This window comes from Rhodococcus mengyinensis (assembly GCF_048381435.1).
Classification (GTDB): domain Bacteria; phylum Actinomycetota; class Actinomycetes; order Mycobacteriales; family Mycobacteriaceae; genus Rhodococcus_F; species Rhodococcus_F opacus_D.
In genome coordinates this window covers 71,759-94,495 of the sequence record NZ_JBLWIT010000101.1, presented here as the reverse complement: position 1 = coordinate 94,495, position 22,737 = coordinate 71,759, and the positions used below count along the sequence as shown (strand labels likewise).

The window sequence follows — 22,737 nt, the reverse complement described above, 5'->3', positions numbered from 1 at the left end:
GGCACAAAGACGCCCCCTTCTCGACTACCGAATCGAGTGCACCGCAATGACAGAAACCCAGTCCCGGGAGTCGGCGCCCGGCTTCTCCGACTTCACGCCGCCGCGGCGGTTCGACATGGACTCGGAGTGGGGTCACCGCTCGATGCGGACGCTGTCGCGGTTCGTGCACGGCGACCCGACGCCCACCCCGGCGGAGCGGGAACTCCACGCCCGGGCGGTGGTCGGTCAGGACGAGATCGGTGCCGCACTGGCGCGGGCCGTCCTCGTCGACAAGACCGTGACGATGGCCCAGTTCTCCCGGGCACTCTCCGACGGCATCGGCAGCGTGCCCGACGCCGCGCCGCCGCTGGTCGCGTTCTTCGACGCAGTGGACCGTCGGCCGTCGTGGGTCGACGACCGCCGCCTCGAGCACGGGGCCGCCGTCTGCCTGCGCAGCGGCATGACCGGACTCGACCTGCTCGCGACCGGTTCCCTCATGAACGGCTACCGCAGCGCCGCCACCTCCCGCCAACTCGTGGCCACCGGCAGGCTCGTCGGTGACGGCGCCGGTCAGCGCGTGGCCGAGACCGTGCGGTGGTGGTACGAGTGCGTCCTGCCCGGTGGCATGGACCGCGACCGCCGCGGCTGGCAGTTGTCCGTGCACGTCCGGTTGATGCACGCGTTCGTGAACTTGACCCTGCTGCAGGACGAGAACTGGGACGTGTCCGACTGGGGCATGCCGATCAACCAGTCGGATCAGGCCGGGACGCTCGCCCTCTTCTCGACGACATTCCTCGTCGGACTCCGGTCGCTGGGGGTGTGGGTCTCCGCCGACGAGGGCCGCGACGTCATGCATCTGTGGCGGTACATCGGCTGGCTGATGGGCATCGACGAGCACTGGCTGGTCGACGACGAGAACACCGGACGCCGCAACATGTGCCAGATCGGGATGTTCGCTCCCGGCCCCGACGACAACTCCAGGGTGCTGGCCGACTCACTGCAGAAGTCGTGGGCCACCTTCCACTACCCGCATGCAGAGTCCCTGCGACGCCGGCTCAACCGCCAGCGTCTGCTCAGCATCCAGCGGATGTTCTCCGGCAAGCGCGGCATGCGGGAGCTCGGATTGCCGGTCGTGCCCGCCTGGTTCGTTCCGCTGGCACTGGCGGGGAACGGGACGCTGCACGGTGCGGCCCGAGTGAGTCCGGCCGTCCGCGAACGCGTCGGCCGACGCTCCCGGCGACGAGTCGAGGCGTGGCTCGCCGCCAACGAGACGTCGTCGCGGGTTCAGCGGCGCTCGTAGATGCCGCGGACGTACGCCGCCTGCCCGGCATGCTGAAGATCGTCGGAGACGACGCTGATCAACCGGACACCGAGAGTGACTGGCGGATCCCAATTCTCGTCGACGATCCGGTCGAGGTCGTCCGACCCGATCGACTGGACGTAATCGACGGTGCGGTCGTGCACGGCATCGTGATACTCCCGCAGGAGGTCGGAGCCGGTCCGCACCTTCGCCACCTCGTCCGCGGAGTGCCCGTAACCGATGTCGGCAACCGGGAACGGGAGGTCGAGGCGCTCCACCCACCCGCCGGACGTCCACACCTGCGCAGTGCCCGCGACACCGGCGACGTGGTCGTCCTGCACTCGCGTCAGATGCCAGATCAGCCAGGCGATCGTGTTCGCCTTCGCGTCCACCCGAAACGTCAGGGCGTCGGCGGGGAGATCGGCCAGCGTGGAATGCACGGTCTCCTGAATGCGATCGAAGGCGTCGGTCAACAGCGCGCTATGGTCCACGATCTTCCTTTCGTCGTGTTCACATCACGTTCCACTATGACCCCCCTCGGGGTCACAGAACCGGCACGACATGTCCCCGGCACCCCGGGCGGCCGCTGACCACCACGGCCGGGCTACGCCGGTGACGATCCGAACCGCCGAGCGTCACGGGTGGGCGGAGGTGTGAGGGTGTCGGCTGTGGTCGGTTTCTGTGTTCGGCCTCGAGTAGGGAGCTGAAGGCTCGGCTACGGAGGAGATCGTGGCGGTTCCGTTTTCATGACACGGACCTTGCGATCACGGCGTCGAGGTACCGGCTCGCGGCGTCCTCGACGCGGGCGCCCTCGGCGACCATCGGCCACGCACCGTCCATGCCGCCGACAATGGCCGCGCGGGAGAGGAACCCCTCCCAGAACGCCGGTGACCCGAACTCGCCGCGCCACTGCAGGGCGGGAAGGGTGACCCGGTGCAGGGTGTGCTCGTGGGTGGTCCCGATCGCGCCGTGCACCTGGTGGACGTTGCGCACCGCCACGGCCAGGGCCTGCGAAACGACGCTGCGCGCGACCGCAACGCGGAACTGGGACAGCTCGCCGTCGAGGTCGTCGGTGAGGGCGTCGGCGAGCGCGGTGTCCACGGCAGCGCGGGCCAGCACGGACTCGGCGGCGATGTCGACGACGAGGTTCTGCACGGACTGGAACTTCGCCAGGGCGCGACCGAACTGGCTGCGGGCGGTGGTGTGCTCAATCGCCGAGGCGAGCATGCCGTCCATTGCGCCGACGCACTGCAATGCACGGGCGAGCGCGCCTCGCAGGACGTACGCCTCGACGGCCGCGGTGGGTACGGGTGACCAGGAGATGCCCTCACCGACGGTGACAGAGCCGGTCGGCACTGCCGAGATGCCCTCAATGGTCGTGATCGTCAACCGGTCGGTTGGCACGTCCGCGAGCTCATGGGTATCGCCGGCGGGGCGCACGCACACGACGGTGGCGGTGGCACCGGCCCACGGGACACCGTGCGCGGTCCCCGAGGAATCGAAGAGCGCGACGGTGGCGGTGGAGTCGGACGAGTCGTCGATCCCGGCGGCGCGCCGGAGCGGCCCGGCCAGCAGGTCAGTCTCGGCGTACGGGACGGCCACACCGGCGGCAGCCGCGGTGCGCAGGAGCGCGGCGGCTTCGGCCCAGCCGGCTCCGCTGCCCCCGGCGTCCTCGGGCGCGGTGAGCCGGGCGACGCCGACCTCCCGCAGTGTCGACCACACGGCGTCGGCGTCGGGCCGGACGTCGGGGCCGGAGAAACCGGAGACGACGTCGGAGAGCATCGCCTGCAGGTCCTCGTCGACGGAGAGGTCGACGGTCGTGGCGGTGGTCATCAGCGCATCCCCAGTCCCCGCGCGATGACGCCGCGCAGAATCTCGTTGGTGCCGCCGCGGAGCGTGAAGCCCGGGCGCTGGTGGAGGCCCGCGCGCAGCAGGCCGTGGATCTCGGCGACCGCGGCGGTGCCGTTCGTGCCGGCGAAACCGGGTGCCAGCTCGTCGCCGAGCCGGGTGGAGACGGTGTCGACGATGTCACCCTCGGTGGCGGTGCCGAGCAGCTTGACGAGGGCTGCCGGGGTGTCGGCGGGTTCACCGCGCTGCAGCGCGCCGGCGATGTTCTGGCTGAGGTTGTGCAGTCCGGCCATCCGGGCCACGGTCCGGCCGAGGTCGCTGCGCTCGGGCAGGGCTCCGGTGGAGATCGCACCGATCTCCGCGGCGAACAGGCGGAACGAGGAGAGGAACCGTTCAGGGCCGCTGCGCTCGAAGGCGAGCTCGGAGTTGACCTGTTCCCAACCGTTACCGAGGGCGCCGAAGACCATTGAGTCCGCCACGAAAACGTCCTCGAGGACGACCTCGTTGAAGTGGTGGTCCCCCGAGAGGGAGACGATCGGCCGGATGGTGACGCCCTCGCTGCGCAGGTCGACGATGAACTGACTCAGACCCGCGTGACGGTACGAGGTGTCGAGCGGTTCGGTGCGGCACAGCGCGATGAAGGCCTCCGCGTGCTGGGCCCCGGAGGTCCACACCTTGGTCCCGGTGATCCGCCAGCCGCCGTCGACCTGAACGCCCTTGGTCCGGACACTGGCCAGGTCGGAGCCGGCGTCCGGTTCGGACATGCCGATGCCGAAGCAGCACTCGCCGGCGGCGATGCGGGGCAGGTAATCGTGCTTCTGCTCCTCGGTACCGTAGCGAAGCAGGGACGGGGCGATCTGTCGGTCGGCGACCCACTGCGCGGCGACGGGGGCGCCCACGGAGAGCAGTTCCTCGGTGACGACGAAGCGCTCGAGGTGGGTTCGGCCGTGGCCACCGAACTCCGTGGGGATCGTCATCCCGACCCAGCCGCGTTCGGCGAGGCGTCGGGTGAAGTCCTCGTCCCAGCGGGTGAGCCAGGTGTCGATCCAGGGTATGAGCCGCCCGGCGTCGACCTCCTCGGCCAGAAACGCGCGTACCTCGGCACGCAGGGCGTTCATCTCATCGGTCGCCACCGTGGTCGGTGGCGCGAGAGTCGAACTCATGGGGCCTCCTGATGAGTCCTGCCCGGGCGGCGCCCGGGCGATCGGGGTCGACTGTGCCGCTGTTCGGGGAGTGCGCACAGTCAAATCAAGGGTCAGTCCAGACCGCGGGTCGCCCTGCCGCGGAGGATGCCTCGCATCACTTGGAAAGTGTTCCAGAAACCCCTGAGATACACAATAGCGAAGCAGACTACGTATATACGCTATCTCTTGAGCGCGAATGCCATTGCTACGCTTTCGCAATGACGGAAACTTCTCCGGCCGCCGGAGCCGTACCTTTCGAGCAGGTTCCCGAGCGTCCCCGCCATCGCATGATCGACCGGGTCGCGGCAATCCTCGAACTCGTCGCCCGCTCCGGTGCCGGTCTCACTCTCACGGCCGTGGCAAAGGCTCTCAACGCCCCAGTGAGTTCGGTGCATGGGCTGCTCAACGGTCTCGTCGCCGTCGGCTACCTCGACGAGCGCGACCGTATCTACACCCTCGGTACAGCGCCCTACCTGCTCAACGTCATCGCGGGACGCCCCCCGGTCACGTCGATAAGTCACGAACAGCTCCAGCAAGTGCACGCCGAGGCCGGACTGACCATCGCGCTGTCCACCTCGGTGGGCGACGACCTGTTCTACGTTGACCACGTCTCCTCTGAACCGGAGTACGCGTACCTGGCGGAGAACCGCCTGCGGCGCTCCCTGCTGCGCACGTCCGCGGGGTGGCTGCTACTGGCCGACCGCGAGCAGCGCGACATCTGGGCCTACCTCAACTCCCGCCCGGTGGCCGACGCCGACTACATCGAGCAGTTCCTCTACGCCCTCGAGGCACTACGGGCGACCGGCGTGTGTGCTGCCCCAGGCGTGGCTGTCGAACGCGGTGACGGCGTGTCGGTGGCTCTCCGGGAACGCGGCCGAACCATCGCCACACTCGGTGTGGTCGGCGTTCGCGAGACGATCATAGAGCGGCGCGACGAGCTCGCTAAGATCTGTCTCCGGCACGCCGAGGAGTGGGGCTTTCGCTGACCGCTAGGCGCGCGACTCCGTGCGAATGCCGAGTGCATGAACGTTCTCACAAGATGTAGGACGAACGCGATCTCTCGTGTCAACGCCCCTGATACTTGCCGGCGCGTTTGCCCGCGAACGCCGTCAGCGCCTCATGGTGGACCTCGCTGTGATGCGCGGGCGCCCACGGAGCGGCCGACAGCTCGAGAGCAGTGACTCCAACGGCTGGTGCTGGAACTCCCGAAACAGGAGAGCTTCGTGCCACTGGGCTCGTTCCCGGTGCGGCGAAGAACGCGCGGGGCGAGGCGACCCGCAGGTTAGTCGAGCCCACGACGTTGATGGCGGTGACCAGGGGCAGGATCGACGCTGATCAGACACGTCTCGAGCTGGAGCTGGACCGGAGTCGCAGGTCCGCGCGGGCGGGGATGCGGTGGTGCGCTCGCACTCCAGCGAGGTCCTGTGGGCCGACCTGGTCGGGACGTACTAGGCGCTGGGGTTCGATGAGATCGGCGATGAGACATTCAAAGTCGCTAGTGTGCGCCCGACTGATCGAGCCGAACGGCAAACTCGACACGACCGGGCGCTCGAAGACATCGGCGTCCAGGCACCCCCCGAAACACGATCAACGCCAACCTGCGGGGCCGTCGTTCATCGTCGCCTCCCGAACCTCCAAGGCCCCCAGGGAAACTCGAGGATCACTTCGGCCGCCGCGGTAACACTGTCGCCGAAGGTGACACCGCGGAGCTGACCCGCTCGATGGGCCAGGGCCCTGACCGGCGCGACCGCAGGGTGGTGTGGCACTAAAAGTGGCAGCGCGCCCAACGCGACCGGCGCACCACGAACGCGCAGATCGACCGCACCCAGCGCGTAGGCGACCTGGCAGAACCACTACGAAGGTAACGATCCGTCAAGGTCACCGGACAGAGCGTCATCCTGGATGAGGCATCAATCGAGCGGGCCCGCCAGTCCGCCGGCCACAAGGGCTACGTCACCGACATCGAGCCGACCGCGATGGTCGAAATGGCGGTCGTGGCCACCTATCACAACCTGCGGAAAGTCGAGCAGTTCTTCCGCCTCACCGAGTCCGAACTGAAGGCCCGACCGGTCTTCCACCGCACCCGCGAGTCGATCGAGGCGTACCCGACCATCGTGCTCGCCGCTCCAGCCATCGCCCGCCCGCGCCGCGCGGCCAACGCAGCAAAACACGACTGAAGCGTCCGCGTTTTACGTAGTTATGAATTATTCTCTTTAGTTGCGGACTTGAAGCCTGAAGCCTATGGTGTACACCACATCCCAAGCGAGACTTGGTCGCAGTCACACAGGTTCCAGATCTCGCTCCCCTCCAGCTCGTTCGGCCCTCTAATCACCTCTGATCAGAGGGCTACAGCGAGCGGCAACCCTGCCCCATCTCAGCGTTCGAAAGGTCCAAATCGATGACCGCACTCCACGCTCCAAAGAACGACCTGGCACAGTCTGCAGAAACACCTACCTATGACGTCATCGTTGTCGGGGGTGGTTTCGGTGGCATCTATCAGCTACGCCATCTTCGGGACCGGGGATTCTCTGTGATCCTCCTTGAAGCCAGTGGCGGTTTCGGCGGGGCATGGAGCCTCAATCGCTATCCGGGAGCAAGGGTGGACAGCCACGCACCGGTATATCAGTTCACTGACGAATACCTCTGGAAGGATTGGGACTTCTCGCAGATGTACCCCGATCATGAGGAAATGCGTAGCTATTTCAATTATGTTGATTCCAAACTGGACCTGAGCAAGGACAGTCGATTCAACACTAAGGTCGTGGGCGCGACGTTCGACGAAGAGCAGCGGATGTGGAACCTCGAAACACAGGACGGAGCCACTTTCCGGGCAAGGTTTGTGGTGTTCGCGACAGGGTCGACCACGGAACCCTACACACCATCCATCCCAGATATGGATGCGTACCAAGGAGAACTGGTTCATACCGCCCGATGGCGTTCCGATCTGGACATGACGGGCAAGCGCGTCGCGATTATCGGAACCGGCGCAAGCGCTGTTCAGGTAGTGCAGGAAGCAGGCCCAGTAGTCGAAAACCTCACGGTTTTCCAGCGCACTCCGAATATTTCGTTGCCTATGCAACAGAAGTACTTGGATGATGAGGAACAAGCCGCCCTCAAGAACAAAATGCCCGAGGTTGCCGCGAAATGTCGCGAAACCCACGCAGCGATCGACTACGACTTTGACCCCCGGAGCGGTGTCGAAACCCCAGAGGACGAGCGCAATGCTGTCTTTGAGCGCCTTTGGGATCAGGGCGGATTCGCATTCTGGCTGGGAAATTTCTCGGACTATCTATTCAATGACGAAACAAATGCGCTGACATATGAGTTCTGGAAGAACAAGATCAAGCCCCAGATCAAAGACCCAGTCAAAGCAGAGCTGCTGGTCCCAGAAATCGCCCCTCATCCCTTCGGAGCCAAGCGGCCGGCCCTCCATCAAAACTATTATGAGGTGATGAATCAGACGAACGTCTCTCTTGTCTCCACCAAAGAGACCCCGATCGTCGGATTCACCGAAACTGGGATTCGCACAGCCGACGGAGTCGAGCATGGCGAGTTTGACATTATCGTTCTCGCTACAGGCTTCAACAACAACACCGGCGCACTAACCTCGATCGACGTTCAGAACGCGAATGGCGTCACTTTACGTGACAAATGGAGCCAGGGCGTAGACGCCTACCTCGGAGCAGTCACAGCCGGGTTCCCGAACGCCATTTTCGTCTACGGCCCCCAGAGTCCTGCTGCATTTGCGAACGGGTCCACGAACGCCGAGCTTCAGGGCGAGGTCATGGTCGACTTTTTCGAATTTCTTCGGTCAAACGGACTCACCCGTTTCGAATCGACAGTTGAAGCGGACAAAGCTTGGACCGCGCACATCAACGAGACCGACGACACGGCGCTATTCAATCGGGCGAAGTCTTGGTACAACGGGGGCAACATTCCGGGCAAGAAAATGCAGATGCTGCAGTATCTAAACGGCGTACCGACATACTTGCAGTTCTGGCAGAAGGAAAAGGAGTCCGGATATACCGATGGGTTGACCGTGTCATGACTTTTCATCACTTGGTCGCTATATCATGGACCCGGCCGATCGATGACTCGAATATATCGGCTTTCGCAATTGCGCTTGATCAGCTGTCCACCGAATGTACAGAACTGCTACATGCCTACGCTCATGGAAGAGACATCAGTTCGCGCGACGTGAGCAGCGACTACGGGATTTCCGCTGCGTTTCATGATCCAACAGGCTATGCCGAGTACGACGTGCATCCTGCTCATATTCGCGCAAAGGAGTTGCTCTCCAAGCTCGCGGCGAAATACACCGTAGTGCAATTTGAGGCGTGACCAGCGCCTAGGATGCGTTAACTCGAAGCTGCAATCGCCATATATACCACCGAAAGGGCAGGCAATGAAGAACCATTCACTGCAGACAATATCCAGTGGGCATGGCTACCTCGAAGCACCACGCTGGCACGATGGTCGACTATGGGCCAGCGACTTTTTTGGCAAGCACATCCTTCATTTCGAAGAGGACGGCAGCCACACTGCATTCGCGACGCTCGAAGAGTCACCGTCTGGGCTCGGTTTCCTACAGGATGGATCGGTCTTAGTGGTCCTCTTGGATCCGACGAAGAAGAAGGTTGTGCGAATCGCGCCCGACGGATCCGTCAGCGAGTACGCCGATATCGCGCATATCGCCCGCGGAATGGCAAACGACATGCTGGTATCGCCGTCCGGACATGCCTACATTGGCAACTTTGGCTTTGACCTCGGGGCTGAGGATCCGAAGGCAACAACTTTGGCCCACGTAACACCCGAGGGCAACGTAAGCAGAGTTGAAGGCGATGCGATATTCCCGAACGGAGCTGCTCTTAGTGCGGACGGTCGAACTTTGCTCCTCGCGGAGACCTTCGGTCACCGGATTGATGCTTTTGACGTAAACGCCGATGGTTCCTTGACTAATTTCCGAGTGTGGGCACAACTCGACGAGAGCATGCACCCTGACGGGATTGCGCTGGACACCGAAGGTGGCGTCTGGTTCGGCAATGGCGTGACCAACGGTCCGGAGAGCGGCTTCTATCGCGTTGAGGAGAGCGGCGAGATCACCGATTCCGTTCTCGTGCCTGACGCCTGGGCTGTTGCGTGCACGTTCGGCGGATCAGACCTGGATGTGCTGTACATGTTTTGCAATGCGACCACTCTCGAGCAGTTCGGTGAAGGTAAGTCACAAGGCACCGTCCGCACCGCGCAGGTGAATCGACGTGGCGTCGCACAGTAGGCCGGCCTGATCTCCCTAGATGTGGGCCGTCGGAGTTCGATCGGGCCCGAGACGGACCGATCGGTACGGTGCCGAGCAGTCATCTAGTCATTCGCTTCAACTGTAGACGCTCCAGCGCTTTGCCCTTCGTTTGGCTGCGGCAGCGTATTGACCGTAATCGTCTTTCGTAAGCAACCTTGGAAGACAAGGTATATGACCACTTCAGAGAGGTTACATTATGCCCCCAGCCGGTGGCGCCGACCGCAGACAGTTTTATATTAACGGCCAGTGGCGAGAGGCTGTCGACCCAGAGTTATTTACTATTGCAGAAGCAGCAACCGAGCGGCCGCTGGGCGTTGCCGCAATGGGTGGTCCTTCGGAGATTGACGAAGCCGTTTTGGCCGCGCGGGCGGCACTCGACAACGGCCCCTGGGGGCGTTCCACCCCGCACGAACGGGCCGAGACTATGCGGCGGTTCGCCGATAGCCTCGAGCGCCGAGGAGAATCCACCGCGCGCTTGGTCAGTCAGCAGAATGGCATGATTAGGCCTTTATCGATTATCAGTAACGCTGCGGCCCCGGTAGCGATACTGCGTTCAATGGCTGAGCTCGCCGAGGCACGGACTTTTGAGACTCGCCGCCCCAGCAAGAAGGGGCACACCATTGTGCGGCAAGAGCCAGTCGGTGTTGTTGGTGCAATCGTTGCGTGGAACTATCCTCAGTTGCTGGCTATGGCCAAGATCGCTCCTGCTCTCGCCGCTGGGTGCACTATCGTTTTGAAACCAGCCCCCGAAACTGCACTTGACGCCTACGCGCTCGGGGAAGCAGCGGAAGATGCAGGTCTACCGCCTGGAGTCCTCAACATTGTTGCTGGTGGCGTTCGCGCGGGCGAGGCCCTTGTGGCTCATCCGGGTGTGGACAAGATTGCATTTACCGGGTCAACGGCTGCAGGGCAGGCGATAGGCGAGGCGGCAGGCCGGTCCCTTAAGAGGGTATCGCTCGAGCTCGGTGGCAAGTCGGCGGCCGTTGTGCTTCCTGATGCGGATCTGGATGTCTTGGCTAGGAGCCTGGACGACGCTGTGTTCAAGAACGGGGGGCAGACGTGCACCACAAACTCCCGTATCTTGGTTCCCCATAGTCGTTCCCGGGAAGTTCTAGATGTCCTGGCTGCCTATGTGGATGATCTGGCGATGGGGGACCCGCTTGACGACGCGGTCACTTTGGGCCCGATGGTGAGCGATCGACACCGAGAGCGAGTTAGAAACTATATCCGGCTTGGGGAGTCTGAGGGATTCCAGCTTGTCCGTGGCGGCGCCGAGCCGCCTGATGGCCTAACGCGAGGGTGGTTTGTTTCGCCTACTATTTTTGGAGGCGTGGACAATAACAGTCGACTGGCACAGGAGGAGATATTCGGTCCTGTCATCTCCGTTATCCCGTACGAGTCCGAGGATGAGGCCGTTCGTATCGCAAATGACACCGTCTTCGGTTTGGGCGGGGTCGTCTTTACTGAGGATCACGAGCATGGCCTAGATATCGCGTCACGTATCAGGTCTGGCACAATGGGGATCAATTATTTTTCGATGGACATGGGCTCCCCCTTCGGTGGCGTGAAGCACAGCGGAATTGGGCGAGAATTCGGCCCTGAGGCGCTGGACTACTATCTTGAATACAGGTCCATCTATGTCTAGTCGCCTCGGAGCCTTCCGACCCCACTCCCTGTTCAATTGGATGCCTAGAGGCTTCATGATTTACCTTCCCCCTCGGCCGGCCCGACCCTTCAATACCCACCAGAATGAGCAGCCATGACCAACTCGACAGTCAACACCCTTTCGGCCGACGCCTGGGACGCCTCTTCCAATTCAGCCGCGCTGCCTCCGCGGACTGGCGCGCTCACAGACATTCGCGTCGTCGACCTGTCGCGGGTGCTCGCCGGACCACTGTGCGGGCAGATGCTCGCTGACCACGGTGCGGACGTAACGAAAGTAGAGCCACCAGCCGGCGACGAAACCCGCGGTTGGGGCCCGCCGTTCGTCAGAGAAGACCACAGCACGTACTTCGACGGGCTCAACCGCAACAAGCGCAACATCAGCGTCGACCTACGAATCGAGGAAGGACAGCAACTCCTGCGCCGAATGCTCGCCGAGGCCGACGTCGTGATCGAGAATTTCAAGGCCGGGACGCTCGAGAGGTGGGGCCTGAGCGACGAAGTACTCGCCGCGGAGTTCCCGCGCCTCGTACACTGCCGGATCACCGGGTACGGTACCGACGGGCCGCTTGGTGGCGCGCCCGGGTACGACGCCGTGCTTCAGGCACTGTCCGGGCTTATGAGTATCAACGGCGAAGCTGACGGCGAGGCGATGCGGATCGGGATCCCGCTGGTGGATATCATCACCGGCCTCAATGCGATGAACGGCATCCTCATGGCGCTGCACGTGCGGCGCCAGACCGGGCGCGGGCAGCTTGTCGACCTCGCGCTGCTCGACAGCGCGGTGTCGATCCTGCACCCACACGCCGGCAAATGGTTCGCTACCGGCGTCGCGCCGGAACGCACCGGCGTCGCCCATCCCACCATCTGTCCTTACGAGACGTTCATCTGCAGTGACGGACCGTTCTTCATTGGTGCCGGCAACGACCGGCAGTTCCGGTCGCTCGCCAACGCGTTGGACGCGCCCGGGCTCGCCGAGGACCCACGGTTCACGACGAATACCGATCGTATGGCGAACGCAGTACAGCTGCGCAAGGTCCTCGGCGGACTCATCGGCGGTTGGCAGCGTGAGGCCCTGGCCGCCGCGCTTCGACTGGCCGGTGTTCCCTCGGGGGCCGTGAACAATGTCGGGGAGGCACTCAACCTTCCGCAGGTGCGGCACCGAAAGATGGTGATCGAATGCGACGGGTACCGAGGTGTCGGCGTACCAGTAAAGCTGTCCGAGTCCCCCGGTTCGGTACGATTCGGCCCTCGTCATCGCGGCGCCGACACCGACGCTGTTCTCGACGAGCTCGGATTTTCCGAGAACGAAGTTGCGTCTCTACGCCGCTCCGGGGTATTGCCGGAGTAGCGGGGCCGCAACACCCGTGAAATCCGTCATTCGGGAGCGTTCCGAGGACGGCATACCGATTGCAGCACAGTGGATACGAACTCCGGTCCGTTGTCCATCCGCAACATCAGCGGCGGTCCACCCCACAGCGCGAACGCCTCGTCCAACCCGATCCAAGCGAGCCATCGCACCGGCCTGGAAGTAAGCGACCATTGAAACCTTCGTCGCCCCACACTGCCCATTCGTGGTCCCCGTCGAAGACCCCGAGCAGCACCGCATGCTCGGGAGGCTCGAAGTAGCGGTCGGAGGCCGGTTCCAGCAGCACACGCTTCTCCGTGAGACGAACCTGCCCGAGCCCGTCGACTCGAAGAAGTCGCGCCGTCGGCCACTCCCGCAGCGCCTCGGCGTCGTCGCGCAGTGCGGCCGGGCGGTCGCGGCCACCACGTGAAGCCGCGGCCAGTCGCGATCGAGTTCGATCATAGATTCACGCCCAATCTCGTAATGGTGTTTCACAATTGCTCAGAAAACTCATGTTCGTACCGCGCGCTTTCGCCCATCAACCCTGAAGGCCCGGGAGGGCTCGCCTTCCAGGCACCGTACTACCGACGCGTCGTCAACGCGGTTATTCCACAGATGATCTCATCCACCATGAAGAATGGCTATCTGACACTTGCTTTACTGCAAGCTAAGTGACACGACACACCAACCTTGTATCATCATATTCGTTGCACCCCAGCCTTTTTAATCGATACTTAAGGCTGTTACCCTTGGCCGTGGCACGGTTCCCACCGATCAACTGATCTCGATTAGCGAAGTGGTTTGTCGAGTGCCTTTCCCCAACAAAAACCCTCAAGGAGCACGCTATGCCGCTGTTGCATGTGACCCAGACCCCCGGCCAATCCGCCGAAGCAAAGCGTGAGCTATTGAAAAAGCTGACCGCTGCATACGTGGACGCGACAGGAGCGAAACCGGCAAGTGTCTGGGTGACGATCGAAGAAGTGTCGAAGGACGATTGGGCCATCGGCGGCGAGACTCTGACCGAACGAGCCTCGAAGCCGGCCTGACCGACTTTCGGCGAGCGACTCCGACTTCTCGTTCGGCCACCTCGGTCGCGCGAGAGGCCGGAACCCACCCTCGGTTCTCACTGAACGTCGGCGCCCCCGATCAACTGGACGTGGTGCCCTCCNCAGGTGAGCGGAGTGCACCACGTCGACTCGGCGGACTGCCACTGCGGCCTGGATCCAGGAGGAGAATTCGACCTGAACCGATGAGTAGGTCTCAGCCATCGCCGAGACGAACTCCTCGGCAAACCTCACGTGGTCGGGATGTGTCAGGTACGCGCGAAAACTCGTCGATGCCATCAAATGTTGCGGAAACGGCGTAGTCGGCGTTGCCGTCCTTGATTCCGAGATCTCGGCCGTGCCGATACTGAACAATCTGCGAACTGCAGCCGAAGTCGGGACCGACAACTATAAGTCAGTCATCGTGACTGATTGACCCTCACACAAGGAGCAACTTTCATGGATGATCCCGTTCTCGTCCAGCGCGACGGTGTTATCGAGACCTGGACAATCAATCTGCCCGAAGAACGCAACCCGATCTCCGGCGAGGACGTGATCGACGCGCTCGTAGCGTGCGTGTCCGCTGTCAATGCCAGCCATGAGACCAGAGCAGTCATCGTGACGGGCGCCGGTTCCGCGTTCTCGGCGGGCGGTAACGTGAAGGACATGGCGGAAGGCCGCGGGCTCTTCGGAGGCAAGCCTCACCAGCAGCGCGAGGGCTATCGGAAGGGAATTCAACGTATACCTCGGGCGATGTACAACTGCGACGTCCCCCTGATTGCGGCGGTGAACGGCCCCGCAGTGGGCGCCGGCTGCGATCTCGCGCTCATGTGTGACATGCGGATCGCCTCCGACACGGCCTTCTTCGCAGAAAGCTTCGTCAAGCTGGGCATTATTCCCGGGGACGGTGGAGCGTGGTTGCTGCCACGCGCGATCGGCGCTGCCCGCGCTGCCGAGATGACGTTGACCGGGGACCGCGTCGACGCGGCGACTGCACTGGAATGGGGGCTGGTCTCCCGGGTCGTCGCCCCGGAGCAGCTGCTCGACGAGGCGCGCGGGCTGGCGGAGCGCGTAGCGGTCAATCCGCCGAACTCGGTGCGGATGGCAAAGAAGCTTTTGCGTGAATCCCAGCATCTGAGTCTCGATAGTTTGCTCGAGTTGTCCGCTGCCATGCAAGCGCTGTCCCATCACACCGCCGACCACCGGGAGGCCGTCAGCGCGTTCATGGAGAAGCGTCCGGGTTCCTTCACAGGTGAGTAGCACCTGAATCGCTCGAGGCAGGGTCGGTATCACCGGAGAATGACCGCCCAGCCGCCCGCGAGCTCAGTATGAGAACCACGAACGAGCAGATTTATCACCGCCTGACCCAACCGAGCCGGAGGACATTGCGCGTGCCATCGTGGCATTGATCGAATGCTTCAACTAACCCCGGAGGTGATGACAGTGATTCCGATCCCCCGTACGGGTTGGGCGACAGCTGGATGGTGTGGACACCTTGGCTGGTGCCCATCGTTCTCTGGTGGAACTCCTGGCACTGACCCAGTACCTACCGCGCGCAGCTGACATGACTATGGCGGACCACATCACCGCTGTTCCGGAATAAGCGGACCGTCTTTGGCCAGGTCACGGGCTTAATCGGGCGTATGCGTCTGATCGCGCCCATGCTGGCCACGGCCGGCACACTCCCGGACAACACGGACCGTCCGTGGAGTTTCGAGATGAAGTACGACGGGTGCCGGATGCTGGCCTCGGTGGGCGGCTGCGAGCCGGTGCTGTGGACCCGCGCCATGAACGTGGTGACACCTCATATCCCGAGATCGGCGGCCGCGGACGCATCGTTCTCGACGGCGGGGTCGTCGTACTCGATCACGGCAAGCCCTCGTTCGGCCTGCTCCAGCGGCGCATGGGGATTGCACACGCGACGAAGCCGTTACAACGACGAATCCCTGTGACATTCTTACCCTTTGACGTCCTGGCGTTCGACGACCTGCACATCATGAGCGCGTCCTACCTGGATCGGCGGGCGGAGCTGGCCGAACTGGAGTCGATCATCCAGAACGTCGGCGGCCTGCCCATCACCGTCCCCCCGCACTGGGAAAATCAGAGCAGCAGAATCATGCTAAATGCCGCGAACAGTGCTGGAATGGAGGGAATTTTGGCCAAACGGTCGACATCGATCTACCTTCCGGGCCAGCGGAGCCGAGCCTGGATCAAGCACGCAATCCGGACTCGCAGTTCGGTTTTGGCGATCGGCTTCGTCGGCTCCAGCCGGCCGGTTGCCGTGCTGATCCTCGGAGCGTACGACGCTACTGGTAATGCAGGATATTCAAACCTGCGGAGTGCCGATCGATGATGGAGAGCAAACCAGGGAGTCGGTGTTGCACGCGCTTGTCACGTTGCGTCGACTTGGGGCGATACCTAGATCATGAGGGTGAGGAAAGCCGCGATAGGTACCAGCGCTCTTGTCGCGATCGCAACCATCGCCGGCGCCTACTCGGTTATTCATCACGCCGCCGACCCGATCGTGCCGATGGCATCGGGGTATTTAGAAGAGCATTCATCGAGCACGCAACAAGCTCGTCGGGGAACTCGGCGTGTCGTGAAAGGTGCGGAATACGGACAAGATCGTTGAGTGCTGTGCGAACCGCATTCACCAGCGCGAGTGCGTCTGCCTCGGTGACTTCTGAACGCGAGGTTCGTAGCCATTTGACCCATTCGGCGAGGTCGTCCTGGCGGATTCGCCGATCACGCTCGGTAGCACTAGCGGGGAGGTTGAGGGCTTCGGTAACTGAAACCGCGAACAGGTCCGTTGCTTCGGTTGCGATACGAACATAACCTCTCACGAGGCCGTCGATGACCTGTTCATCGGAGGCGCTGTGATGCATGGCCCTGGAGCTCTCCAGGGCCATCCATTCCTGTACTCGGATGATCATGGCGGAAAGGATGTCGGCCTTGCTGTCGAAGTACCGGTAGACGGCGGGGCCCGCGATGCCGAACTCGTCGAGGCTGACTCCACCGAAACCGCGCTCCCGGAACGCGCGCGCCGCTGCTGCGATGATCTGTTCGCGACGTGATGTACCTGGTCGTTCATTTGCGACTGGAGCCTCCGCCGCTGGCGCATCGCGGGACTCGGGTGACGCTGACGCGCTTTCGGGGGTATTGATGGCTGCCAACGCAGCAGACACCAGCAGTGGGGACAGGCGACGCTGTGACAGTGACCGGTCGTAGTGCCCTGGGCTGGTGATGATGCTCACCGCCATCCACGCGCGTACGTCGGCACCGAATCTGCTCTTGGAGGGATCGGCTTTTTCAATGGCCCTTCGCACCGCGCCTCCGATGCGACGAGTACCCTCGCGCACTCGCTCGAAGTCATCGGCGGTGAGGTGCCGTGCTTCTCGCTGCCATAGGGGGCCGAGTCGAAGGCTCTCCAGTGATGCCTCGACCATCCGCGTCAATAACTCCTCTAGGCTGCAGACGCCGGTTTCGGAGCGCTCGGCGGATTGGGCTGCCATGAGCAGTCGGTCCTGGTCTTCGAGGACCACCTGCGACAGTAGATCCTGCTTGTTGGCGAAGTGCCGGTAGATCGCCCGTGCGGTGACGTCGGTTGCCTCGGCGATGTCTTCCATCCGCACGGCGTGAAACCCGTATTTCGTGAACAATTCACTGGCGTTGTGGAGTATCTGCGCACGCCGGTCACGGGGTCGCCGGCGCGTGGCAGCGGACGTCTTCACAGTTTGCGATGCGGTCACGACGCCCCTTTTCCTCCTCGAGGCCCATATGGATGCACACGATGTCCGGACTGGCGGCGCAGCCGTTGATACAGCCTTCTGACGATATACCGGCGGCGGACGGTCCCCCCGCAGTACCCCGCACTACCGCCGTTCGAGGGCCGATCGGACACAATGCCTCCTTCTACGCGGGGCGGCGCAGGCGCACTGCGTACGAGCGTAGGTGGAGTCTCCACTACGGCCGCAGTCCGAACAGCATGCACAATTTTCGATAAGAGTCATGGACAACTTCCGTTACATGATGCTACGTGCTTGATTCGATGAAAGATACGTTTGCCTGACATTTTCGGCTCAACACTTAGCGATGCGCCCCTCGCACCGCTGCGGTTCACTAGCGGATCGGCAGCTCTTCCTGCTCGCCATTTGCGGCTTGAACAGGTCATATGCTTCGGAATGGACGAAAAATCAACCATGCATCCTCTGAACTCTCTGGCTCTGAGCAGTTTCGCATTTTCAGATACGAGCTATTGACATATCTATGGAGTGGGGCCTACTAATGTGAGTAGAAGCACACCCGGTCGTGGCGCAAACCACTAGGGATCAAGGACATGCCGCCTCACGGAGACGACCATCCGCACCCGGCCGGTCACAGCTCCTGCTTACGCCCGTTCGAACAAAGGAACCTCGATGAAGGATCTGCAATTTCTGCAATGGAAGACCGATCAGAAGGTAGGCACGGTCTGGCTTACCCGCCCACCGGTCAACGCGGTCACCCGCGAGATGTACGCAGAGATCAAGTGGTTCTTCACCCACACGGAGGAGTACCTCCCCGAGGCTCGGGCGATCGTCTTGACCGGCGCCGGCAAGCACTTCTGCGGCGGCAACGATCTCACCGAATTCCAGACGATGACGCCGGAAAACGCCGGTGAGCGCATGCTTGCGGTCCGTGAAGCGTTCTGGTCGATCTACGATTGCCCGTTGCCGGTGATCGCAGCTGTCCACGGAGTGGCCGTGGGCACCGGATTGGCCCTGGCAGCGTCGTGTGATCTGGTCGTGGCAGCCAAGGGCGCCACCTTCACGCTTCCCGAGGTCAACGTCGGTGTGATGGGCGGCGCCAAACATGCCTCACGCCTGGTACCGCAGCAGTTGGTCCGCTATCTGCACCTCACCGGCGAACCGCTGTCTGCCGAGGAACTCGCGCAGCACGGCGGCGTCTTGAAAGTCGTCGATCCCGATCAGCTACTCGACGTAGCCTACGACGTGGCGGCCAAGATGGTCCGGCACTCGCCGGTCACGTTGCGGTTCGCCAAGCGCAGCCTCAACGCGATCGAATACCAGGACCTCAAGGGCGGCTACGAGTTCGAGCAGGGTCTTTCCGGCGAGTTGTCCGCTTACTCAGACGCCAAAGAGGCCGTAGCAGCATTCTTCGAGCATCGCGCACCGGCCTACACGGGAGCTTGAGATGAATGCTGTTTCACCTGTGCCGGTCGAGCAGATCACCGAGATCGCCGATCTGCGGCGCGAGGCTCGGAGGTGGCTTGCCGAAACAGAGATCCCCACCGTGCCGTTGGAGCTGGAGGAACGGTACAACGTCCTTCGTCGATGGCAGCGCACACTATTCGATGCCGGATGGATGGGGCTGGGATGGTCACGTGAAGCGGGCGGACGTGGCCTCACCGCGCGGCACCAGCAAGTCTTCTCCGAGGAGCTGGCGCGCGCTCATGCACCCGCCCCGATCGGATTGATCGGCCTCGATGTGGTCGGCCCCTCGATCCACCGGTACGGTTCGTCCGAGCAGCGCTCCCGTTTTCTGCCACCGCTGCTCGCGGGCGAAGACATCTGGTGTCAGGGGTTCTCCGAACCCTCTGCCGGCTCCGACCTCGCATCACTGCGGACCCGCGCTCTTCGCCACGGGGACAAGTACGTCGTCAACGGACAGAAGGTCTGGACCAGTTGGGGCAATCAGGCCAGTTGGTGCGCATTGCTGTGCCGCACCGACCCCGACGCCGAACCCAAGCACGCCGGCATCTCCTACCTCATCGTCGACATGAGTTCCCCCGGAATCACCGTCCGTCCACTCGTCCAGATGACAGGCGATGCCGAATTCTGTGAGGTCTTCTTCGACAACGTCGAAGTCCCGGTCGGCAACCTGGTCGGCAAGGAAAACGACGGCTGGCGAATTGCCCTCGACACCCTGTCTCAGGAACGTGGCAATTATGCAATGCGCCGACAGGTGGAGATCGGCTGGGGTGTCGAGAAGACGATCGACGGACTACGAGGCACCTCCTTGGAATCGACGACCAATCGTCGGATCAGCACCGCCATCGGAGAGTCACACGTGGCGCTGCGGGTGTTGGATGCTCAGATCCGCCGAACTGTGCAACGCCTGATCGACGAAGAGGGACCACATCCGCTCGACTCGATCGACAAGCTCGTCCTCAACGACGCAGAGCAGGTGGTCGGCCGCGCCCTCGCCGATCTCCTCGGACCGTTCCGCCTCGACACCGAATCACAACCTCTCGGGCTGAACGCCGCGCAGTTGATTCACGATCACTACTTCTCGCGTGCCGCATCGATCTACGGCGGTACATCACAGATCCAACGCAACATCGTTGCCGAGCGACTGCTCGGCCTACCCAGGAGCTGATGATGAGTCTCACCGTAGCTGACGTGGACCTCGTCACCCCGATCCGCGAATTCTTTGACCGCCGTGTCACATCCGACTACCGCCATGCCCTGCTCAGCGGCGGCGGCTGGGACCTGGAGCTGATGGCCGAACTCGACGACCTCGGCTGGTCCGAGCTGACCCGCCCCGAAAACCGCGGTGGTCTAGGAATCGACCTGACCGCGGTCGCCGGTCTGATCGCCTTGGTCGGTGATCGGCTCGTACCCGGCCCCCTGGTCGAGCAACTGATCCTGCCGGCGTACCTCGACATTCCCGACGGTTCGCTCGTCGCCTTCGCCGACCCTGCCGTCACCCTCGACTGGGCATCCTCGATCGGTTCCGTGCACATGGAATCGGGGCAGATCCAGGGAACGATCGAACTCGTACGCTTCGGCGGCGAGGCCGACTCGCTGGTACTGGCAGTCGACGGCCCGGACGGACCGGCGCTGCTGCTCCTACCGGGCAGTGACCCGGCGCTGGTGCTCACGCCGATCACCAGTTCTGATCCCACATCGCATTACGTGCGCCTGGAGATCGCATCGCGAACTGTCGCCGACGCCGAGATCCTCGCCACCGGAATCGAAGCGGCCACACTCCTACGACAGATCCGGGCATGGTTCCGGCTTCTCACCGCGTGCGAAATCAGTGGTATCGCCCGCCGCATGCTCGAGAAAACTGTCGAGTACGTCGCGCAGCGCCAGCAATTCGGCAAGCCCGTCGGATCCTTCCAAGCCGTGAAACACATTGCGGCGTCGATGGCACAGGCGGCCATCTCGATGGAGGCGCTCTGCGAGGCAACGGTTTCCGATATTGCCTCTGCTGAGGTTGATTTCGACATCGAGATGGCAACGTGGACGGCCAAGGCTTATGCCGCCGGCGCCGGACGACAGGTGGTCGAGGACGCCTTGCAGTTGCATGGCGGGATCGGCTTCACCACCGAATACGACCTACACTGGTACTACCGGCGCGTCCTCGCCCTGCGGACCTGGTATGGGGACGAGCACGAACTCCACGCACTCATCGGTTCGCGGCGCCTGACCGACGGAGTCGACCGATGATCACCGCAACTCACACCGATTCCGCGCGCCGCAACCGCTACCTCACCAGCGGCGAGTGGAGCCACAGCACGATCGATTCTGCTTTGGCCGAGTATGCACACCATCACCCTGATCGGCTGGCTGTGGTCGATGGCGATCGTCAGGTCAGTTATGCCGAACTCGACGCCATGATCCGCCGGTTGGCCGGTGTGCTACTCGAGCGTGGGATCCGGCCGGGCGACTCGGTGGTGTGGCAGTTGCCGAACTGGCTCGAAGCGATCGTCGTACATCACGGCGCGCTGCGGATCGGCGCCGTCTCCACCCCGATCATCCCGATCTATCGACATCGCGAAGTGCAGTTCATTCTGAAGCAGTCGCGAGCGCGAATCGCGTTTGTGCCCGGCATGTTCCGCACCTTCGACCACCGCGGGATGTTCGACGAGCTGGCGCCCACGCTTCCCGACCTCGAGCATGTGATCACCGTTCGCGGTTCCGACAACGAGTTCGACCACCTCCTCTCGGGCGCAACTCCACTCGACAATCCCGTCGAGCACGCCAGCACCGATATCGCATTGCTTCTGTACACGTCCGGAACCACCTCCGATCCGAAGGGTGCTCTACACACCCACGAAAGCCTGGATTACGAGAACCGGAGCATCATCGAACTCTTCGATCTAACCGGCGAGGACATCGTGTACATGCCCTCACCGGTCGGTCACATCACCGGAATTCTGTACGGACTGCAGTTGCCGTTCATGCTCGGCAGCCATGTCGTGTTCCAAGATATCTGGGACCCCGGCGCCGGCCTGGAGTTGCTGCAACGCCGACGCTGCACGTTCGTCATCGGTGCCACACCCTTCTTGCACGGACTGGTACACCACCCGGATCTCGCCGAGTACGACATCGCCCTGCGGGTTTTTGGTTGCGGTGGCGCCGACGTACCCCCCGAACTGATCCGGCAGGCCGAGGAGCAGCTGGGCTGCACCGCGACCCGCATCTACGGATCGACCGAATTCCCGACTCTGTCCGGCGGAAACGCGAGCGATCCGCTGGACAAGCGCGCCACCACAGACGGGCGTCCTATCGGGTCCGCAGAAGCGAGGACTGTCGATGAGCACGACACTCCCGTCTCCCCGGGCGCGGTCGGCGACCTGCAGGTTCGCGGCCCTGACCTGTTCACCGGATACCTCGATTCGAGACTCAATGCGGATGCCTTCGCCTCGGGTGGCTGGTTTCGGACCGGTGATCTGGCGGTGATCGACGAGGACGGGTACATCCAGATCACCGGTCGGCGTAAGGACATCATCGTCCGGGGCGGGGAGAACATTTCCGCCAAGGAGATCGAAGACCTGCTCTTCGAATATCCCGGTATTGCCGATATCGCGGTGATCGGCATGCCCGACCCGATCATGGTCGAACGCATCTGCGCCTATGTGGTACCGAGCGACCAGGCGCATCCACCTGCGCTGGACGAGCTCACGTCGTTCCTGCGCGAACATCGGTTGGCTACCCAGAAGCTGCCCGAGCGGCTCGAAGTCGTCGAACAACTACCGCGGACGGCGACGGGCAAGATCCAAAAGTTCGTCCTGCGTGACCGAATCCGGGACGCTCTGACCTCCGACAACGCTGTCTGATCGCGCTCCCCCA

19 protein-coding genes and 1 pseudogene are annotated in these 22,737 nt (G+C 62.9%); 16 read left to right on the top strand and 4 right to left on the bottom strand.

Annotation, left to right across the window (positions count from 1 at the left end; all coding sequences use genetic code 11):
- The first annotated feature begins 46 nt into the window (after window positions 1-46).
- Complete coding sequence (locus ACNJ7E_RS19820) at window positions 47-1,279, top strand: oxygenase MpaB family protein (RefSeq protein ID WP_317569458.1); 1,233 nt, start codon at window positions 47-49, stop codon at window positions 1,277-1,279.
- Here the strand turns inward: ACNJ7E_RS19820 and ACNJ7E_RS19815 are convergent.
- The 3 genes from ACNJ7E_RS19815 to ACNJ7E_RS19805 form a co-directional block, all read right to left on the bottom strand.
- Window positions 1,264-1,770: a mycothiol transferase gene (locus ACNJ7E_RS19815; RefSeq protein ID WP_317569457.1), complete on the bottom strand. Its 507-nt coding sequence runs from the start codon at window positions 1,768-1,770 to the stop codon at window positions 1,264-1,266. The genes ACNJ7E_RS19820 and ACNJ7E_RS19815 overlap by 16 nt on opposite strands.
- 253 nt (window positions 1,771-2,023) lie before the next feature.
- Window positions 2,024-3,112, bottom strand: a complete 1,089-nt coding sequence (locus ACNJ7E_RS19810) for an acyl-CoA dehydrogenase family protein (protein ID WP_418340797.1) — start codon at window positions 3,110-3,112, stop codon at window positions 2,024-2,026.
- Window positions 3,112-4,290 carry an acyl-CoA dehydrogenase family protein gene (locus ACNJ7E_RS19805; RefSeq protein WP_418340796.1) on the bottom strand — a complete coding sequence of 393 codons (1,179 nt, stop codon included), beginning with the start codon at window positions 4,288-4,290 and terminating at the stop codon, window positions 3,112-3,114. The genes ACNJ7E_RS19810 and ACNJ7E_RS19805 overlap by 1 nt, the downstream gene beginning before the upstream one ends.
- Before the next feature lie 239 nt (window positions 4,291-4,529).
- Here ACNJ7E_RS19805 and ACNJ7E_RS19800 point away from each other — a divergent pair, with 239 nt between their 5' ends.
- The 11 genes and pseudogenes from ACNJ7E_RS19800 to ACNJ7E_RS19750 all read left to right on the top strand — a co-directional run bounded on the left by ACNJ7E_RS19800 (window position 4,530) and on the right by ACNJ7E_RS19750 (window position 16,013).
- Complete coding sequence (locus ACNJ7E_RS19800; protein ID WP_043788657.1) at window positions 4,530-5,297, top strand: IclR family transcriptional regulator; 768 nt, start codon at window positions 4,530-4,532, stop codon at window positions 5,295-5,297.
- Between the two features lie 608 nt (window positions 5,298-5,905).
- Window positions 5,906-6,452, top strand: a pseudogene (locus ACNJ7E_RS44000) (IS1634 family transposase); the annotation flags it as partial.
- Window positions 6,453-6,709: 257 nt separating this feature from the next.
- On the top strand, window positions 6,710-8,359 hold the full coding sequence (locus ACNJ7E_RS19790) for a flavin-containing monooxygenase (protein WP_418340794.1): 1,650 nt from the start codon (window positions 6,710-6,712) through the stop codon (window positions 8,357-8,359).
- A complete protein-coding gene (locus ACNJ7E_RS19785) occupies window positions 8,356-8,652 on the top strand; it encodes a Dabb family protein (RefSeq protein WP_418340793.1) in 297 nt (98 codons plus the stop codon). Before ACNJ7E_RS19790 ends, ACNJ7E_RS19785 begins: the two co-directional genes overlap by 4 nt.
- Before the next feature lie 64 nt (window positions 8,653-8,716).
- The gene (locus ACNJ7E_RS19780) at window positions 8,717-9,586 is read left to right on the top strand and encodes an SMP-30/gluconolactonase/LRE family protein (protein ID WP_283351105.1); all 870 of its coding nucleotides are present in this window, start codon (window positions 8,717-8,719) and stop codon (window positions 9,584-9,586) included.
- Between the two features lie 217 nt (window positions 9,587-9,803).
- Window positions 9,804-11,252, top strand: a complete 1,449-nt coding sequence (locus ACNJ7E_RS19775; protein WP_418340792.1) for an aldehyde dehydrogenase — start codon at window positions 9,804-9,806, stop codon at window positions 11,250-11,252.
- A gap of 114 nt (window positions 11,253-11,366) precedes the next feature.
- Complete coding sequence (locus ACNJ7E_RS19770; protein WP_418340791.1) at window positions 11,367-12,620, top strand: CaiB/BaiF CoA transferase family protein; 1,254 nt, start codon at window positions 11,367-11,369, stop codon at window positions 12,618-12,620.
- A gap of 223 nt (window positions 12,621-12,843) precedes the next feature.
- Window positions 12,844-13,047 (top strand): hypothetical protein, encoded by a 204-nt coding sequence (locus ACNJ7E_RS19765; protein ID WP_283333091.1) that lies wholly within the window; start codon window positions 12,844-12,846, stop codon window positions 13,045-13,047.
- 415 nt (window positions 13,048-13,462) lie between these two features.
- Window positions 13,463-13,663, top strand: coding sequence for a tautomerase family protein (locus ACNJ7E_RS19760; protein WP_005264727.1), 201 nt, complete (start codon window positions 13,463-13,465; stop codon window positions 13,661-13,663).
- Window positions 13,664-14,119: 456 nt separating this feature from the next.
- A complete protein-coding gene (locus ACNJ7E_RS19755) occupies window positions 14,120-14,920 on the top strand; it encodes a crotonase/enoyl-CoA hydratase family protein (RefSeq protein WP_283351102.1) in 801 nt (266 codons plus the stop codon).
- Between the two features lie 445 nt (window positions 14,921-15,365).
- Entirely contained in the window at window positions 15,366-16,013 is a 648-nt protein-coding gene (locus ACNJ7E_RS19750; protein WP_418340790.1) for an ATP-dependent DNA ligase, read from the top strand.
- A 145-nt stretch (window positions 16,014-16,158) separates the two neighbouring features.
- On the opposite strand, the gene ACNJ7E_RS19745 is transcribed toward ACNJ7E_RS19750, so the two are convergent.
- Complete coding sequence (locus ACNJ7E_RS19745; RefSeq protein WP_418340789.1) at window positions 16,159-17,409, bottom strand: TetR/AcrR family transcriptional regulator; 1,251 nt, start codon at window positions 17,407-17,409, stop codon at window positions 16,159-16,161.
- A 666-nt stretch (window positions 17,410-18,075) separates the two neighbouring features.
- Between ACNJ7E_RS19745 and ACNJ7E_RS19740 the strand changes: the two genes are divergently transcribed.
- The 4 genes from ACNJ7E_RS19740 to ACNJ7E_RS19725 are packed head-to-tail and all read left to right on the top strand — an operon-like array spanning window position 18,076 to window position 22,724.
- Entirely contained in the window at window positions 18,076-18,849 is a 774-nt protein-coding gene (locus ACNJ7E_RS19740; RefSeq protein ID WP_418340788.1) for an enoyl-CoA hydratase-related protein, read from the top strand.
- Window positions 18,850-18,868: 19 nt separating this feature from the next.
- Window positions 18,869-20,035 (top strand): acyl-CoA dehydrogenase family protein, encoded by a 1,167-nt coding sequence (locus tag ACNJ7E_RS19735; RefSeq protein ID WP_317569501.1) that lies wholly within the window; start codon window positions 18,869-18,871, stop codon window positions 20,033-20,035.
- A 2-nt stretch (window positions 20,036-20,037) separates the two neighbouring features.
- Window positions 20,038-21,111: an acyl-CoA dehydrogenase family protein gene (locus ACNJ7E_RS19730; RefSeq protein ID WP_418340787.1), complete on the top strand. Its 1,074-nt coding sequence runs from the start codon at window positions 20,038-20,040 to the stop codon at window positions 21,109-21,111.
- On the top strand, window positions 21,108-22,724 hold the full coding sequence (locus ACNJ7E_RS19725; RefSeq protein ID WP_418340786.1) for an AMP-binding protein: 1,617 nt from the start codon (window positions 21,108-21,110) through the stop codon (window positions 22,722-22,724). The genes ACNJ7E_RS19730 and ACNJ7E_RS19725 overlap by 4 nt, the downstream gene beginning before the upstream one ends.
- Window positions 22,725-22,737 lie beyond the last annotated feature (13 nt).

Bases quoted from the DNA above. Each gene is read 5' to 3' on its own strand.
- ACNJ7E_RS19820 (WP_317569458.1), top strand. From the start codon at position 47: ATGACAGAAACCCAGTCCCGGGAGTCGGCGCCCGGCTTCTCCGACTTC.
- ACNJ7E_RS19810 (WP_418340797.1), bottom strand. From the start codon at position 3,112: ATGACCACCGCCACGACCGTCGACCTCTCCGTCGACGAGGACCTGCAG.
- ACNJ7E_RS19805 (WP_418340796.1), bottom strand. From the start codon at position 4,290: ATGAGTTCGACTCTCGCGCCACCGACCACGGTGGCGACCGATGAGATG.
- ACNJ7E_RS19800 (WP_043788657.1), top strand. From the start codon at position 4,530: ATGACGGAAACTTCTCCGGCCGCCGGAGCCGTACCTTTCGAGCAGGTT.
- ACNJ7E_RS19790 (WP_418340794.1), top strand. From the start codon at position 6,710: ATGACCGCACTCCACGCTCCAAAGAACGACCTGGCACAGTCTGCAGAA.
- ACNJ7E_RS19785 (WP_418340793.1), top strand. From the start codon at position 8,356: ATGACTTTTCATCACTTGGTCGCTATATCATGGACCCGGCCGATCGAT.
- ACNJ7E_RS19780 (WP_283351105.1), top strand. From the start codon at position 8,717: ATGAAGAACCATTCACTGCAGACAATATCCAGTGGGCATGGCTACCTC.
- ACNJ7E_RS19775 (WP_418340792.1), top strand. From the start codon at position 9,804: ATGCCCCCAGCCGGTGGCGCCGACCGCAGACAGTTTTATATTAACGGC.
- ACNJ7E_RS19770 (WP_418340791.1), top strand. From the start codon at position 11,367: ATGACCAACTCGACAGTCAACACCCTTTCGGCCGACGCCTGGGACGCC.
- ACNJ7E_RS19760 (WP_005264727.1), top strand. From the start codon at position 13,463: ATGCCGCTGTTGCATGTGACCCAGACCCCCGGCCAATCCGCCGAAGCA.
- ACNJ7E_RS19755 (WP_283351102.1), top strand. From the start codon at position 14,120: ATGGATGATCCCGTTCTCGTCCAGCGCGACGGTGTTATCGAGACCTGG.
- ACNJ7E_RS19740 (WP_418340788.1), top strand. From the start codon at position 18,076: ATGAAGGATCTGCAATTTCTGCAATGGAAGACCGATCAGAAGGTAGGC.
- ACNJ7E_RS19730 (WP_418340787.1), top strand. From the start codon at position 20,038: ATGAGTCTCACCGTAGCTGACGTGGACCTCGTCACCCCGATCCGCGAA.
- ACNJ7E_RS19725 (WP_418340786.1), top strand. From the start codon at position 21,108: ATGATCACCGCAACTCACACCGATTCCGCGCGCCGCAACCGCTACCTC.